Source organism: Bradyrhizobium sp. LTSP849 (assembly GCF_000938255.1).
GTDB lineage: Bacteria > Pseudomonadota > Alphaproteobacteria > Rhizobiales > Xanthobacteraceae > Bradyrhizobium.
In genome coordinates, this window is record NZ_JYMR01000049.1 from 66,271 (window position 1) to 81,544 (window position 15,274).

Sequence of the window (15,274 nt, forward strand, 5' to 3'; positions counted from 1 at the left end):
CATGGCGACGCTCCCGGGTTCAATCCTTCAGCGAATAGGCGATGATGTAGTCACCGCGCTTGGTGCCGAACGAGCCGTGACCGCCGGCCGCGGTGACGACATATTGCTTGCCGTCGACCTCGTAGCTCATGGGCGTCGATTGCGCGCCGGCCGGCAGGCGATCTTCCCAGACCACTTTGCCATTACGCACGTCGTAAGCCCGGATCGTGTACTCATAGGTTCCGGTGTAGAACGCGACCCCGCCGGCGGTCGTGATCGGCCCACCCAGCATCGGAACGCCCATCTTGAAGGGAAGGGGCAGCGGAGTGGTGTCCCTGATCGTGCCGTTGGGATGCTGCCAGACGACCTTCATCGTCTTCAGATCGATCGCGGCCATCGAGCCCCAGGGCGGCCGGTAGCACGGCACGGAGAGAGGTGAGAGGAAGCTCTGGATATCGACGCCGAACGGCGTGCCATACATCGGCTGCGTCCCGACCTCGCTGCCGACCGGCTTCTCGGCTGTCGGCGCCGGCGGATTCTGGGGCCCGCGCGGAATTAGCCTCGACACGAAGGGCAACCACATCGGGTTGGCGATCGCGATCTGTCGCACAGGATCGACCGCGATGCCGCCCCATTCGAATATACCGAGGTTGCCCGGGAAGACGAGCGTGCCCTGCAACGACGGCGGCGTGAACGTGCCCTCGTAACGCAATCGGTGGAACATGATCCGGCACAGCAGCTGGTCGAAGATCGTGCCGCCCCACATGTCCGCGCCGGTCAGTTTCGCTTCCGGTCGGAATGTCAGCTCGGAAAACGGCTGTGTCGGCGTGGTGCGGTCGCCGGGCGCGGGCCCCTGCGGGACCGGACGCTCCGGCGCCGGCACGATCAGCTCGCCGGTCCTGCGGTCGAGCACGAACAAATTGCCCACCTTGGTCGGCTGGATGATCGCGGGAACGACGCCCTTGGCCGTCGTCACATCGACCAGGCTCGGCTGCGAGGGAACGTCCATGTCCCAGAGGTCATGATGCACGGTCTGGTACGACCAGGCGCGCTTGCCGGTATTGATGTCGAGCGCAACGATGGAGCTGGAATAGCGCTCGACGAGCGCATTGCGATTGCCGCCCCAGATGTCAGGTCCGTTGTTGCCGGTGGGGATGTAGACGAGGTTCAATTTCGGATCGAACGACGCCGTAATCCATGAATTCGGCGAACCGTTGGTGTAATGACGCGTCGGCGAGGGCAGCTCGTTCTCGTTCGCCGCGCCGGAGTCCCAGGCCCAAACCAGCTTGCCGGTGTAGACGTCGAAGCCGCGGATCACGCCCGAGGGTACTTCGACCGCATAATTGTCGATCACTGCGGCGGCGACGACCAGGATCTTGTCACTGACGACCGGCGGTGACGTCGGCTCGAAGAAGCCCACCGTCTTGATCCCCATCCCTTGCTGGAGGTCGAGGGAGCCGTGATCGCCAAAACCATCGCAGGGCTTGCCGCTGTCGGCATCGAGCGCGATCATGCGCCCATCATTGACAGGCAAGAAGATGCGCCGAGGGCATTCGGCGGGCGCCGGAGCGCCGCCGCTGTCAACCGCGCCCGCCGCGGTCTCGTGGTAGGAGACTCCGCGGCAGGTCATGTGCTGGAACGTCTTGTTGAACGTCAGCTTGGGATCGTACCGCCAGCGCTCCTTGCCGCTCTTGGCGTCGAGCGCAAACAGGACTTGGTGCTGTGAGCAGAGATAGAGCGTATCGCGCACCTTGATCGGGGTGACCTCGAAGGTGGTCTCGCCGGAATCCTCCGGCGTCGGCATGTCGCCGGTGCGGAAGATCCAGGCGACCTTGAGGTTGCCGGCATTGTCAGGCGTGATCTGCTTCAGCGGCGAATAGCGTTGTCCGAATTGCGTGCGTCCATACGCCCGCCAATCGGCATCGGGTTGCGGGTCGGCTTCGCTTTGCTGCACCGCGGAGCCGGACTCGGCGATCGTGCCGTTGATGTTGTGATAGCTGGACAGAAGCCCGATGACGAGGACGACCGAAGCCACGGCGACGCCGGCCCAGAGTGGCGCCGTCGCGCTTCGGTAAGATACCGGCTCGTTTCGCACCAGCCCGCGAACGATCACCGGCGTGAGAAGCCAGAGCGCCATGGGGAAGATGACGTCGCCGCGCGCCGCGAGCGGCCACCAATCGAATTGCACCTCATAGACGGCCCACGCCAGCGTGACGATCAGCACGATCGCAAACAGCCAGAGCGCTGAACGGCGCTGTGCCAGCAACAACGCGCCCGTGGCGAGAATGCCGATACCGAGGATGATGTAGAAGATGGATCCACCCAGGGTGGCGAGCCAAATGCCGCCGCCCGCGAGGACGAGGCCGATCAAGATGTAGATGAGACCCGTGATAAAGACTGCCCTGGATCGCTGCATGGCTGCTCCGGTGCTTAAAAGGGATCTGGCCTGTCCCCGCACAAGCGCAACAGACGGCGTCCACTTTCAAGGACTGTGATCCAATCAACTACAACTGGCAACCGTCAACCGTTGCGTTGATGTAACATCCGCGCGCAAAAGCTGCGACTTATAAGCGTGCACAAGCAAAGTTCTTCAAGATGCGCGCGCAATGTTCAAAAGCAGGTGCCACGGTTCAATCGCTCGCAGGCCTGTCGAGAAAGGTGTGAAGCGCCCGAATTTTTCCGTGCTCGAAGATTCCCTGTTCAGAACATGCCGTTGGGGTTGGCGCGCGGCGCGTTCGGCGCGAGCCATGGAGCCGAGTTTTTCGGGTCGCCGACGAGCTGCAAGGTGTCCCAATGCTCAACGGCTTTTCCGTCGGCGTCCATCCTGTAGATGTCGACGCCGGCGATCCCCGCATCATTCGGATCGTCGTTGAACAGATTCAGAAAATTCACGTGAGCCCACACATAGTCGTCGACCGCGATGATCTTGTGGACGACGACGCGCGCCTGGGCGCGTTCCCGGGTGATCTGGCCGAAGAACTTCCCCAGCGCGTCCGGACCGTCCGCAATGAGCGGGTTGTGCTGGACGTATGCCGGGCTGATGAATTTGGCGACGAACTCCTCCGACTTCTTCTGGTTGATCACCAGATCATAGAAGCCAAGGATGTTGGCCTTGTTGCGAGCGGCGCGGCTGTCGTTGGGGTCAAACAGCTCGATCATGCGTAACTCCTCATGCGAAATGTGAATTTGCCGGACGTCCCTAGCCGAGGCCGACAATCTGGAGGCGGAGCGCATCCAGTTCAGCGTCGGATTTTTCGCGCGCGGCCCGGAGCATTTCATCGGCGTCCGTACCGACCGGCGCGCGACTTGGTGCGGGCACCTGCTCGGCCAGCTCGATCACACGCCTGGCCGCCGAGACGGAGTCGAGCCCGCTGCTCTGCATGCTGTTGAGCGTGGTTGCGAACGTGTTGAAGGATTGTCCGTACAGTCCACGTTGTTCGGCCGTCATGGTGTCGGCGACACGCGCGAGAGCCGCTGCCGTTTTGGCGGGGCCGCCGGTTCTCATGTTGCCCGCAACCGCCACGACGACATCGACTCCAAAGGACTTCAGTTCGGCGCGGTAAACGGCTGCAAGCACGTCCATAGCCGCCTTCGACGCGCCAGACGGCCCGTTGAAGGGAAGCGGAACGCTCGCCGTCCAGGTGCTGACCTGGACGATGCGGCCGCGCGCCTTCCTCAGCGCCGGCAGGAAAGCGTTCATGACCGACAGGGCCCCGAACACGTTGACGTCGAACTCCCGACGGATGGCGTCAAGCGGCAGAACCTCAATCGGACCCGGGGTCAGGATGCCCGCGTTGTTGATCAGGAGATCAAGCCCGGCATCGCCGAGCGCGTCGGACACGCCGCCCACCCAGGCTTTCACAGCCTGCTCCCTGGTCATGTCGCAGACGGTCAGGCTGACGCGTCCGCCGGAAGCGTCCTTTAGATCCTGGACCTCCGTGGCGGACATGGCCGTGCCGAAAACAACGTAGCCTTTGGCGGCCAGTCCGAGCGCGATATCGCGGCCGAGGCCGCCGCCGGCGCCAGTGACTGCGGCGGAGCGACGCGTGTGTTCAGAAGGGCTCGGCATTTGAGGTCTCCGTTTCAGCAGGCGGCGCGCGCGTTGGATGCGCGCGGCGTTGTCCGCTCTGACCGGGTTGATGTTGTCGTTCCGAGCTGCGATGCGGTAGCCTCGCGATCTGCCCAGCTGTGTCGCCGAAAGCGGAACGCCGATCATGGATATCGAAGACCTGCGGACCTTCGTCGAAGTGGCCGATGCGGGCGGCGTATCGCCGGCCGCGCGCCGGCTCGGCGTCGCGAAGTCGATCGTCAGCCGACGGCTGCTCCGGCTGGAATCTGAACTGGGCGTCCAGCTTCTTGCGCGGACAACCCGCGGCTCCGCGCTGACCGAGGCGGGCGTCACGTTCCGTGACCACGCCGCCCGGGTCTGCGCCGAGATCGATGTCGCGCGGGAGACGATCCTGCCTGCCGGCGAGCTGCGTGGGCGCTTGCGGATCGCAGCGCCGCTGACCTTCGGCCCGACGCTGTTGGCGCCGGTCTTCGCGGAGCTGGCGCGGCGCCACCCGCTGCTTCACGTGCACGCGAGCTACAATGATCGCTTCGTGGATATTGTCGGCGACGGCTTCGACTGTGCGGTACGCGTTGGCTATCTCACCGATTCAAACCTGATGGCGCGGCGCGTCGGGCCAATCCATGGTGCGCTCGTCGCAAGCCCGGATTATATCAGGGAGCATGGCGCGCCCGAGACGCCGGACGAACTCCTCACGCATCAGGCGCTCATGCAGGGTACGGAAACCTGGCAATTCGTTGATGGCGAGAGAACAATTTCCGTTCATCCGCAGGGGCGGTTCAAGGCGGACAACGGCACTGCTCTCGCGGTCGCCGCCGTGGCGGGGCTCGGCATCGCCTGGCTTCCGCATTGCCTCGTCGGGGACCATCTCGCTTCAGGCGCCCTTATTCCTGTGATGACACGCTATCCTGCCCCGACAGCCGGATTGTTTGTTGTCCGGCCGCCGGGACAGCACCCCGCGCGAAAAGTCCGCGTCCTCACTGAATTGCTGATCGAGCATTTCGGATAGTTGGCGCTTATTCGGCTGCGAACGCCATCGGCTGCGGAGCATTCAGACAATCACTGCAAAATGACCAAGTTGACCAAACAGGAAAATGGATTTGTGGATCCAAATCCTTGATTGGAGTTGATTGATACCATAATACCGTTCGGCGGAAGCGATGCAGGTGGGTGGGCTGGTGAAGGCGATCATTGCTGACGATCACGCCGTCGTTCGGGAAGGTCTGAAACAGCTTCTGTCGACGGTGGACCAGCTTACAATCAGTGGAGAAGCCGCGGACGGTGAAGCCGTTCACCGGCTGCTGAACGAAGGCGCCGCCGATTTTCTCATTCTCGATCTCGGTATGCCGGGTGTGAGCGGGTTTCAGTTCATCGCCAACCTGAAAACCGAATGGCCGGAGCTGCGCGTTCTCGTCCTCACCGCCAATGTTGAGCCACGTTCCGTTCGGGCAGCCTTTTCAGCAGGCGCGAACGGCTATCTGACCAAGAGCGGCGATCCGGCCGAACTCATCGCCGCAATCGATGCCATCAGAAAAGGCAACCTCTATGTGGCCGAGGAGGTTCGCTTTGCGGTGAACCAGCATGACGGTCTGAACGAAGCCCCGGAGCCCACGGCCGCGATCATATCTCCGGTCACGCTCACAAGGCGTGAGCGGCAAATCCTGGGGATGATCCCTCACGGCGCCACCAGCCGCGACATCGCCAACCGCCTCGGCATTAGCCCGCTTACCGCCCGGAAACATCGCGAGAATCTCATGCGGAAGCTTGATCTGCACAGTGGGGCCGAATTGACAGCCTACGCAATTCGTCTCGGCCTTCCATCGGGCTAGCAACGGCAACTCGCGAACGAAGCCGCCGCTCCGATCGGCGCGCGGAGAGGTTTCGATGCAGGAAGACAGGATACGCGCGGCGCTCGTCGAGCTGTTGTATCGCAATTCCTATGGCGTAGTGGTCGCCAACATTCTCATCTCGCTGGCGGCAGCCTACGTCCTGAGGACCACGGTATCGGCGAGCTGGTTGATCGGATGGCTCGGCGCGGTGTATCTGCTCACTGCTATTCGCGTCCTGGCGGCGCGCCGGTTCTTCAGCCGAGAGAGGGAGCCTGCGTCCGCGTCGCGATGGGCCTGGCTTGCGGCGGCGTTTTCCTGTGTGTCGGGCCTGCTATGGGGAGCGCTCGGCTGGGTTGGGTTCCTGCCTCAGGAGCCCGTTCTTTTTTCATTCACGGTCATTGTCTTGACCGGGCTGATCTGCGGCACGGTTCCGTCGCTCTCGGCCTTTCCACCTGCTCTCGTCGGCTCGATCATCGCTACGGTGCTGCCGATCACGGTGCGCTCGATCACCAATGGAGGTGATATCGCCGGCGCGTATCTCGCCTTGCTGGCGGGGCTCGTGGCGATCAATCTCTATTTACTGCCGCACCACCTACCAGATGCTGCGTGAGACCATCAGGTTGCGTTTGGAAAATGTCGAGCTGGTCAGCCATCTGGAGCAAGAACGCGACCGCGCACAAGCCGCCGATCGTGCGAAAACGCGCTTCCTTGCGGCCGCCAGTCATGACCTGCGCCAGCCGATCCATGCCTTGAGCCTGCTGATCTCCACGCTCGCCGTGCTGGGTCACCGCGGCGCTGTCCAATCTGCCGATGCACGCGATCTGGCCGGCAAGGCAAAATCCATTGTCGGCAACCTCAGCGCCCTTCTGAATGGACTGCTCGACATCTCCCGACTTGATGCCGGCGTGGTTACAGTCGCGAGGGAGACGGTGAATCTGTCCCAACTCTTCAACCAGCTCAACAACGAGTTCGCTTCGGTGGCGAAGGATCGCAGCCTTGATTGGCGTGTTGTTGAAAGCCGACTCCAGGCGGACAGCGATCCCATGATGCTGAAACGGGTGTTGGGCAATCTACTGTCGAACGCCTTTCGATACACGGAATCCGGCGGCGTTCTGCTCGGCTGCCGCAGGCGCGGTGCTGCGGTGGAAATCCAGATATGGGATACGGGCCCGGGTATCCCCACAGATCAGCAAGCCATGATCTTTGAGGAATTCGTGCAGTTGCAGAACCCGGCGAGGGACCGCACGCAAGGTCTTGGCCTCGGCCTTGCCATCGTTCGCCGCACCGCCGCATTGCTGCAACACCCTCTGAAGCTGATCTCCGTCACCGGGCGCGGCTCGATGTTTTCCGTGACGGTTCCGCAAGCCAGTACGGTGGCACTTCCCTTGCCCGACAACAAGCCATCACCCGCGGGCATCGCCGTCAGCATCATGGTCGTGGAAGACGAGAGGGATGTTCTCGATGTCATGGTTCAGTTGCTGACGCTCCAGGGGCATCGCGTTTATGCCGGCCGCTCTGCCGCCGAGGTGCAACAGATCCATGCAGAGGCGATGACGGCCGGCGATGCACCGGTCGATCTGATCATTGCCGACTACCGCCTCGGAGATGGCGCTACCGGCCTGGAGGCAATCGAGGCTCTCTGCGCCCATATCGGCCGTTCGGTCCCTGCTGTTATCGTGACCGGCGATACCTCGCCGTCGCGCATCAAGGACGCCACCGCCAGCGGACTTCATATTCTGCACAAGCCGATCACTGGCGAGGAATTGTACGAAGCGATCGTTGCAGCCTGTGTTGACGGCGAGGAATCAATCAAGAGCGACCGCTAAAAGGATGTGCAGCTGCCTCAGGATTGGGAATCCGGCTACGGTTGAGATTTTATCCCGGCGCTGATCTCATGGTGCCACTGCCCTGCGGCGGCGCCGGGCCTTTTGGCCTCCTTACCGACGACGAAATACGACATCTGCCGTATCGCTCGGGATTCACCGCGGCGATATCTTTCGCCCCGATGAATGAGCTGATACGCGCGCCCCGCTTGTGCCACTATGCCTTGAGGCAAAGAAAGCGCACATTTTCAATCAAGGCAGCGTTGGCGAGCACGGCCATCGTGCGCGCCGGGGTGGCGGGGCTGACCCTCACCGGCACATTCGTCGCGGCCCTTCTCGCGATAACGCCCGCGTTTGCAGATGGTGGCCAAGGCGGCGCTCCAGCGGTCGGCGGTTTCGGCGGTGCCGGCGGCACCGCGACAGCTCCAACCGGCGGTCATGGGAGCGACGAGGACCTCATAACCGTATTTGGCAGCGGCGGTGGTGGCGGCGGCGGCGTCAGCCTCGGCACGGGTGCCGGCGGCGCCGGCGGCACCGGCGGCACCGTCCAGTCTGGTAGCGGCTCGACGCCCGGCGGCGATGGTGGCAGCGGCGGCAATTTCGGCCTGGTCATAACATCCGCGCCGAACGGGACTTCAGTGTCCGGAACGGTCGGCGGCACCGGCGGGAGCAGTGCTACAGGTAGCGGTAGCGGTAGCGGCGGTGGCGGTGGCGGCGAAGGCGGTGGCGGCGTCCTGTTTACCGGACTCGCCGCGAGTTCGAACGCCTCGACCATTGCCGGAGGCAATGGCGGCGACGGCGGCGATACCGGCAACAGTTTGTTTGCCTCAGGTTCGGCCGGCAGCGGCGGCGCCGGCGGCATGGGCGTGGCGCTCACCGGTGGTGCGAACTTCATCAATAATGCGGGGGCAAGTGTTCAGGGCGGCGACGGCGGTGCCGGCGGCGCCGCCGGCTTCTCCATCAACGACGTTGCCGGCAAGGGCGGCGATGGCGGCAACGGCGGTACGGGCGTGCTGATGGTCAATGGCGGCACCCTGACCAACGCCGGCACGATCACCGGCGGTGCGGCCGGCGCAGGCGGATCTGGCGGAACGGGGCTCGTCAATGGTGCCAATGGCGTCAGTGGTGTCGGCGGAGCCGGAGTCTCGGGCGCGAACATCACGGTCGTCAATAGCGGGACGATCACCGGCGGCTCCGGCGGCGGCCTTGCCATCGCCTTCACTGGCGGCACCAATACGCTGGTGCTGCAGGCGGGATCGACCATCTCCGGCAACGTGGTGGCGTTCAGCAGTGCCGATACGCTCCGGCTCGGCGGCAGCACGGATGCGACGTTTGACGTGTCCACGATGGGCGCGGCAGCCCAGTATCGCGGCTTCGGCATTTTCGCGAAATCCGGCAGCAGCACCTGGACGCTGACCGGTACGAACGCCTTCAGCGGCACGACGGTCGTCAGTGGTGGGACGCTGCTGGCCGGCAATGCCGGCGCGTTCAGCGCCACCAGCGCGATGACGATCAATGGCGGCACCGTCGACCTCGGCGGCTTTGCGCAGACCATCAACAATTTGGCGCTGGCGGGCGGCGCGCTGAGGAACGGTTCCCTGACCGGCACAGTCACCTCGACTGGCGGCGGGATCGGCGGTCTTGGCGGCGGCATGAGCCTGGTTGCGAATGGCGGCACCACCACCGTGACTGGCCCCAATACCTATACTGGCGCGACCACCGTCAACAACGGTGCCCTCCTGTTCACTCCCATCGACAATGCGTTCAGCGCGGCCAGCGCGGTGACGATCAACAGCGGTGGCACTTTCCTTCTCAGCGGCTCCATTCAGACCATCAACACGGTAGCACTGGCAGGCGGATCGCTGGAGGAGGGCATATTGACAGGCGCGGTCACCTCGACCGGCGGCACGCTGATCAACATGTTCGGCAGTATGAGCCTGACCGCGAACGGCGGCACCACCACCGTGGGCGGCTTCAGCAGCGGCTATACCGGTGCGACCACGGTCAACAACGGCGCCATCTTGCTCGGCGGTATCGCCGACGGGTTCAGCGCCGCCAGCGCGACGACGATCAACGCCGGCGGCACGGTCGATCTCGGCGGCTTCGCACAAACCGTCAACAATATGGCGCTGGCGGGCGGCCTGTTGACCAACGGTGCGCTGATCGGTGCGGTGACCTCGACCGGCGGCACGATCGCCAGCGTTGGTGGCAGCATGAACCTGACCGCAAATGGCGGCACCACTGTATTCTTTTCCGGCAACACCTATACCGGCGTCACCACGGTCAATAACGGCGCCACCCTGTTCAGCGTCTTCGACAATTCGTTCAGCGCCGCCAGTGCGACGACGATCAACACCGGCGGCATCGTCAATCTCGGCGGCACCGCGCAGACCATCAACGCCGTGGCGCTGGCAGGCGGGACGCTTGAGAGTGGCTTGTTGACCGGCGCGGTGACCTCGACCGGCGGCACGATCGCCGGCATCGGCGGGGCCATGAACCTGACCGCGAATAGCGGCACCACCACGGTGACCGGCATCAATACCTATACCGGTCTCACCACCGTGAATGGCGGCTTGTTGTCGGTCAACGGTTCGATTGTCAGTGATGTGACCGTGAACGCCGGCGGAACGCTCGGCGGCAACGGCACCGTCGGCAACACCACCATCAATGGCGGCGTGTTGGCGCCCGGCAATTCGATCGGCCTGCTCACCGTGCAAGGCAACCTCACCTTCACCGCGGCTGCGAGCTACATGGTGCAAGTTTCGCCTGTCAGTGCCGACCGCACCAACGTCACGGGTGCGGCAACGCTTGGCGACGCGACGGTGATTGCGAGCTTTGCGCCGGGCACCTATGTCGCGAAGCGATACACCATCGTTAATGCGGGCGGCGGGGTGCATGGCACATTTTCGTCGCTGGTCAGCACCGATCTGCCGTCGGGCTTCACGGCAAGTCTCAGCTACGACGCCGCCGCCGCCGACGTGTATCTCAATCTCGCGCTCGGCGTCGTTCCACTGCCGGGCACGGGTCTCAACACCAACCAGCAGAACGTCGGCAATGCCATCGTCAACTTCTTCAACAGCACCGGCGGCATCCCGATCGTGTTCGGCGCGCTGACGCCGGCAGGGCTGACGCAGCTTTCCGGCGAAGCCGGCACCGGATCGCAGCAGACCACGTTCAATGCGATGAACCAGTTCATGGGCGTGATGACCGATCCGTTCGTCGCTGGACGCGACGACAGGGTCTCGGCTGGCGGCACGGCTGCCGGTTACACCGATGAGGAAGCGCTGGCCTACGCGCGAAAGCGCCGGCCGAGCGACGCATTGGCTGCGATCTATGCCAAGGCGCCGCCGGTCGCGCCGGGTTTCCAGCAGCGCTGGAGCGTGTGGGCGGCGGGCTTTGGCGGATCGCAGACCACCGACGGCAATGCGGCTCTCGGCTCGAGCAACACCACGAGCAGCATCTACGGCACGGCGGTCGGCGCCGACTATCGCGTCTCGCCGGATACGCTTGTCGGTTTTGCGCTCGCCGGTGGCGGCACCAACTTCACGGTCGCAAATAACCTCGGCGGCGGTCGCTCGGACCTGTTCCAGGCCGGCGCGTTCATGCGTCACAATGCTGGCGCGGCGTATCTCACCGCTGCGCTGGCATATGGCTGGCAGGACATCACCACCGATCGCACGGTCACGGTCGCCGGCGCCGACCGCCTGCGCGCCGAGTTCAAGGCCAATGCCTGGTCAGGCCGGCTCGAGGGTGGTTATCGTTTCGTCAGCCACGGATTTGGCCTTACGCCTTATGCCGCCGGCCAGTTCACGACCTTCGATCTGCCGGCCTACGCCGAGGCGGCCATCGCCGGCAGCAACATCTTTGCGCTGGCCTACAATTCGAAGAGCATCACCGATACCCGCAGCGAGCTCGGCCTGCGCGCCGACAAATCCTTCGCGCTACGAGACGGCGTGCTGACCCTGCGTGGCCGCGCCGCCGGGGCGCATGATTTCAATCCGGACCGCAGCATCGGCGCAACCTTCCAGACGCTGCCCGGCGCAAGCTTCGTCGTCAACGGCGCCGCGCAGGCATCCAACTCGGCGCTTGTGACCGGTGCGGCCGAGATGAAATGGCTCAATGGCTGGTCCACCGCGGCGACCTTCGAGGGTGAGTTCTCCAACGTGACGCGCTCTTACGCTGGCAAAGGTGTTGCGCGATACCAGTGGTGAGCGTCTGCGAATTGTTTGTGAGGACGGTCGAATTTCGAACGTATACAAGAAGGTCCATTTGATATGGCAATTTTCGATAGCTCCCGCGCCCGGCAACCATCGTCGCCTCTCAAGGCGTGGACATTCGCTGTCCTGGCTGGCTTCGGCATTTTGCATATCGTCGGTGGATACATGCTCCATCACGCGCCGAGTATCCGACCCATCGAAACAGCAACGATGGCGACCGACGGCGACTAGGTGGATTGGCTCTGCTGTCACTTGAGTGAGTTCGGATGGCCCTGCGCTGTCCGGCTATTGCGGACCATCACCATTCTCCAGGAAGCGACCATGTCAGACATAGCGGTGTACTTGGTGCTGAGCGTGGCGGTTTTTGCAGGCGCGTTCGTGTCCGGCCTTTCCGGCTTTGCGTTCTCGGCGGTCGCCGGTGCTATCCTGCTACACGTTTTTCCGCCCATGGAAGCTGTGCCATTGATGATGGCTTGCAGTATCACCGTACAAGCGGCCAATCTGTTCGCGCTACGCAAAAGCATGCAATGGAAGACCAGCCTCGTTTTCATCGCTGGTGGACTATTGGGCATTCCGATCGCGATCTATCTCCTCCAGAATGTGGATATCGGGATCTTCAGGCTGGGGTTTGGAATTCTCGTATCGCTGTACGCGGCTTATGCCTTGTTGCGGCCAACGGCTGCCTATTTGCGTCAGATGGACAGCCGGAGCAGCAACGCGCTGGTGGGGTTTGGCGGCGGGCTCGTCGGCGGCTTGACCGCGATGCCCGGCGCGCTTCCCGCGATCTGGTGCGATATCCATGGTCTCCCGAAAACCCAGCAGCGCGGCCTGGTTCAGCCCTACATCGGGGTCATGCAGCTTTTCGCCCTCGCGCTCATGCTTTCGCACCACAGCCTGTCATTAAAGGTCCTGATCGACTTTGGTATTTCGCTGCCCGCTTTGGCTGCCGGAACGGCTGTAGGGATCGTCCTGTTCGGGCGGATCAACGAAGCCGCCTTCAAACGGATCATCCTGGGCTTGTTGCTGTTTTCGGGACTTTGCCTCGTGATCTAGAACGGGTCTTCGCGACAAGGTGTGAATGGTTTAGGGACGCCGCATGTGAGCTCCGCAGGAGTCCCTGACAATGAGCGAGGTCTGAAGCCGCGTCGTGGTCGGCGGCTTGTCCGGATCCTTGATGCGCTCGAGCAGCAAATTGGCCGCGACCCGACCGATATCAAGGCAGGGCTGCGCAATGACCGTCAGCCGCGGCTCGAAGCTGTCGGCCCAATCGAAATCATCGAATCCGACAAGCGCGACGTCGCGCGGCACCGCGAACCCGCCGCGACGCAGGCCCCGCATCACCCCGATGGTCGCGAGGTTATTGCCTGCGAGAATGGCCGTCGGCGCTTGCCCTAGCTGCATCAGACCATCGGTTGAGTCCGCAGCCGAGTCGATGTCGATCGAGCCGGGCGCGATCAGATCATCGTCGGCGTCGATTCCGTGCCGGATGACCGCCGAACGGTAGCCGGCTATTCGTTCGAGGGTCGTTGCGAAGCCCGGTTGGCCCGGCACCATTCCAATCCGCCGGTGCCCCAAACCGACGAGATGGTCGACGAGCCGCTCGACCGATTCCGCATTGTATACGCCGACCTGATCGAATTCCTGAGACACGAGACGGTCGACGAGCACCGCCGGTATCTTGTTTTCCCGGAGATAGGTGACGGCGCGCTCGCTGGACGTCGTCGACGGTGCGAGGATGATGCCGTCGACTCGGTGTTGATGCAGGGCCTGCACGACTTGCAGTTCCCGTTCCGGGATGTCGTGGGTGTCGGCAAGGAAGATCGTCATGTCGAGTGCCGCGCATTCGGATTCGACGGCCCGGATAATGTCGCTGAAATAGGGGTTCGATACGGTTGAGATGGCGATGCCAACGCTATTGGTCGAGGCGCGGGCGAGCGAGCGGGCGAGCGAATTGGGTGTGTAGCCCGTTGCCGCGATCGCATCGCGCACCGCCTTTTCGGTTTCCGGCCGAACAAAGCGTGTCCCGTTCAGGACGTGACTGACGGTGGAAAGCGAGACACCGGCGATCCGGGCGACATCGGCGATAGTGGCCATTTTAAAACAACCTTGAAACGTCCAATCAGGGACGAGGCCCGTTAATATTTGCGGTGCGAGAACACGATGCGAGAAAATCCGCAGCGGCTTTCAGGAAAGATCGTGCTCGGACAAAGAGATCTGGTCATTGATCCGATTTCACGTGATTCCACTGTATTGTGACACCAGGCTCAAGTTTACTCCGGTGTTGACGTCGAAGAAGTGAGCGCGGTCCATATCGATCCGGAATCGACGAGATTCTCCCGCATGCGCGTCCTCTTCGGGATGAACCCGGGCGATGGCGCGGAAGCTGCCCTCAGCGAGATCGAGAAGTGTCTCGTTGCCGAGGTGTTGGCTCACGTCGATTCGAAAGGCAATTGTTCCAGGCTCGGGTGCGTCGCGCGGTTGGAGTATGAGGTGCTCCGGCCGGACGCCGAGGGTGATCCGGCTCTGTCCCGCGGCTCGAAGCGTGCACCGCTGGGCCTCGGGAAGCTCGAGACGGATTGCGGTGTCCGGACGAACAAGCGCGGCGCCGTCGAACACGAATTCCAGGAAGTTCATCGACGGCGAGCCAATGAAGCCCGCGACGAATTTGTTTGCTGGCCGGCGATACACCTCGAGCGGCGGTGCGGCCTGCTGGATGATGCCATCCTTCATCACGACAATGCGCGTGCCCATGGTCATGGCTTCGGACTGATCGTGGGTGACGTAGATGGTGGTGATGCCGAGCTCGTGATGCATCTTGGTCAGGAAGGATCGCGCCTCGACGCGCAGCTTGGCGTCGAGATTGGAGAGCGGTTCGTCCATCAGGAACACGCCTGGACGGCGCACCAGCGCGCGCGCGAGGGCGACGCGCTGGCGTTGACCGCCGGACAGCGCGCGGGGCAGGCGGTCGAGGTAGGGCGAGATCTGCAGCCGTTCGGCAACGTCGGCGACGATGTGTTCCATCTTTTGCGCCGGTGTGCGGCGGATGCGGAGCCCGAAATTGACGTTGTCGCGGACCGTCATGTGCGGAAACAGCGCGTAGGACTGGAACACCATCGCGATGTCGCGAGCCTTGGCGGGCAGGTGCGTCACGTCGCGGCCGCCGATACGAAGCGTGCCGTCGGAGATCGACTCCAGACCGGCGATCATCTGCAAAGTCGTCGTCTTTCCGCAACCGGACGGCCCGACCAGAACGATGAACTCTCCGTCAGCGATCTCGAGATCGAGATTCGGCACGACGACATGCGCGCCATAGCGCTTGACGATGTTTGCGAGCGATACGTGAGCCATCGATGAACA

General features: G+C 63.2%; 11 protein-coding genes. 6 read left to right on the plus strand and 5 right to left on the minus strand.

The annotated features are described in order from the left end of the window. Positions 1-19: 19 nt before the first annotated feature. The 3 genes from UB31_RS27050 to UB31_RS27060 form a co-directional block, all read right to left on the minus strand. Positions 20-2,395, minus strand: coding sequence for a glucose/quinate/shikimate family membrane-bound PQQ-dependent dehydrogenase (locus tag UB31_RS27050; protein ID WP_045013072.1), 2,376 nt, complete (start codon positions 2,393-2,395; stop codon positions 20-22). Positions 2,396-2,679: 284 nt separating this feature from the next. Further along, complete coding sequence (locus tag UB31_RS27055) at positions 2,680-3,138, minus strand: nuclear transport factor 2 family protein (protein ID WP_045013073.1); 459 nt, start codon at positions 3,136-3,138, stop codon at positions 2,680-2,682. A gap of 40 nt (positions 3,139-3,178) precedes the next feature. Next, a complete protein-coding gene (locus UB31_RS27060; protein WP_245306068.1) occupies positions 3,179-4,195 on the minus strand; it encodes an SDR family NAD(P)-dependent oxidoreductase in 1,017 nt (338 codons plus the stop codon). Between UB31_RS27060 and UB31_RS27065 the strand changes: the two genes are divergently transcribed. From UB31_RS27065 to UB31_RS27085, 6 genes are all read left to right on the plus strand, one after another. Beyond that, positions 4,194-5,057: a LysR family transcriptional regulator gene (locus UB31_RS27065; RefSeq protein WP_045013074.1), complete on the plus strand. Its 864-nt coding sequence runs from the start codon at positions 4,194-4,196 to the stop codon at positions 5,055-5,057. The two genes, UB31_RS27060 and UB31_RS27065, sit on opposite strands and share 2 nt — an antisense overlap. A 169-nt stretch (positions 5,058-5,226) precedes the next feature. Further along, positions 5,227-5,877 carry a response regulator gene (locus tag UB31_RS27070; protein ID WP_245305624.1) on the plus strand — a complete coding sequence of 217 codons (651 nt, stop codon included), beginning with the start codon at positions 5,227-5,229 and terminating at the stop codon, positions 5,875-5,877. A gap of 55 nt (positions 5,878-5,932) precedes the next feature. Continuing rightward, on the plus strand, positions 5,933-6,487 hold the full coding sequence (locus tag UB31_RS42680) for a hypothetical protein (protein ID WP_245306069.1): 555 nt from the start codon (positions 5,933-5,935) through the stop codon (positions 6,485-6,487). Beyond that, entirely contained in the window at positions 6,477-7,703 is a 1,227-nt protein-coding gene (locus tag UB31_RS27075) for a hybrid sensor histidine kinase/response regulator (protein ID WP_245306070.1), read from the plus strand. Before UB31_RS42680 ends, UB31_RS27075 begins: the two co-directional genes overlap by 11 nt. Before the next feature lie 179 nt (positions 7,704-7,882). Then, complete coding sequence (locus tag UB31_RS27080) at positions 7,883-11,911, plus strand: autotransporter domain-containing protein (protein ID WP_082078643.1); 4,029 nt, start codon at positions 7,883-7,885, stop codon at positions 11,909-11,911. A 327-nt stretch (positions 11,912-12,238) separates the two neighbouring features. Beyond that, positions 12,239-12,970, plus strand: coding sequence for a sulfite exporter TauE/SafE family protein (locus UB31_RS27085; protein WP_045008259.1), 732 nt, complete (start codon positions 12,239-12,241; stop codon positions 12,968-12,970). A gap of 30 nt (positions 12,971-13,000) precedes the next feature. Here the strand turns inward: UB31_RS27085 and UB31_RS27090 are convergent, their stop codons facing one another. Both UB31_RS27090 and UB31_RS27095 read right to left on the minus strand, forming a co-directional pair. Further along, the gene (locus UB31_RS27090) at positions 13,001-14,011 is read right to left on the minus strand and encodes a LacI family DNA-binding transcriptional regulator (protein WP_045013075.1); all 1,011 of its coding nucleotides are present in this window, start codon (positions 14,009-14,011) and stop codon (positions 13,001-13,003) included. A 138-nt stretch (positions 14,012-14,149) separates the two neighbouring features. Further along, the gene (locus UB31_RS27095) at positions 14,150-15,265 is read right to left on the minus strand and encodes an ABC transporter ATP-binding protein (protein WP_045013076.1); all 1,116 of its coding nucleotides are present in this window, start codon (positions 15,263-15,265) and stop codon (positions 14,150-14,152) included. Positions 15,266-15,274 lie beyond the last annotated feature (9 nt).

Bases quoted from the DNA above. Each gene is read 5' to 3' on its own strand.
- UB31_RS27050 (WP_045013072.1), bottom strand. From the start codon at position 2,395: ATGCAGCGATCCAGGGCAGTCTTTATCACGGGTCTCATCTACATCTTG.
- UB31_RS27055 (WP_045013073.1), bottom strand. From the start codon at position 3,138: ATGATCGAGCTGTTTGACCCCAACGACAGCCGCGCCGCTCGCAACAAG.
- UB31_RS27065 (WP_045013074.1), top strand. From the start codon at position 4,194: ATGGATATCGAAGACCTGCGGACCTTCGTCGAAGTGGCCGATGCGGGC.
- UB31_RS27060 (WP_245306068.1), bottom strand. From the start codon at position 4,195: ATGATCGGCGTTCCGCTTTCGGCGACACAGCTGGGCAGATCGCGAGGC.
- UB31_RS42680 (WP_245306069.1), top strand. From the start codon at position 5,933: ATGCAGGAAGACAGGATACGCGCGGCGCTCGTCGAGCTGTTGTATCGC.
- UB31_RS27075 (WP_245306070.1), top strand. From the start codon at position 6,477: ATGCTGCGTGAGACCATCAGGTTGCGTTTGGAAAATGTCGAGCTGGTC.
- UB31_RS27080 (WP_082078643.1), top strand. From the start codon at position 7,883: ATGAATGAGCTGATACGCGCGCCCCGCTTGTGCCACTATGCCTTGAGG.
- UB31_RS27085 (WP_045008259.1), top strand. From the start codon at position 12,239: ATGTCAGACATAGCGGTGTACTTGGTGCTGAGCGTGGCGGTTTTTGCA.
- UB31_RS27090 (WP_045013075.1), bottom strand. From the start codon at position 14,011: ATGGCCACTATCGCCGATGTCGCCCGGATCGCCGGTGTCTCGCTTTCC.
- UB31_RS27095 (WP_045013076.1), bottom strand. From the start codon at position 15,265: ATGGCTCACGTATCGCTCGCAAACATCGTCAAGCGCTATGGCGCGCAT.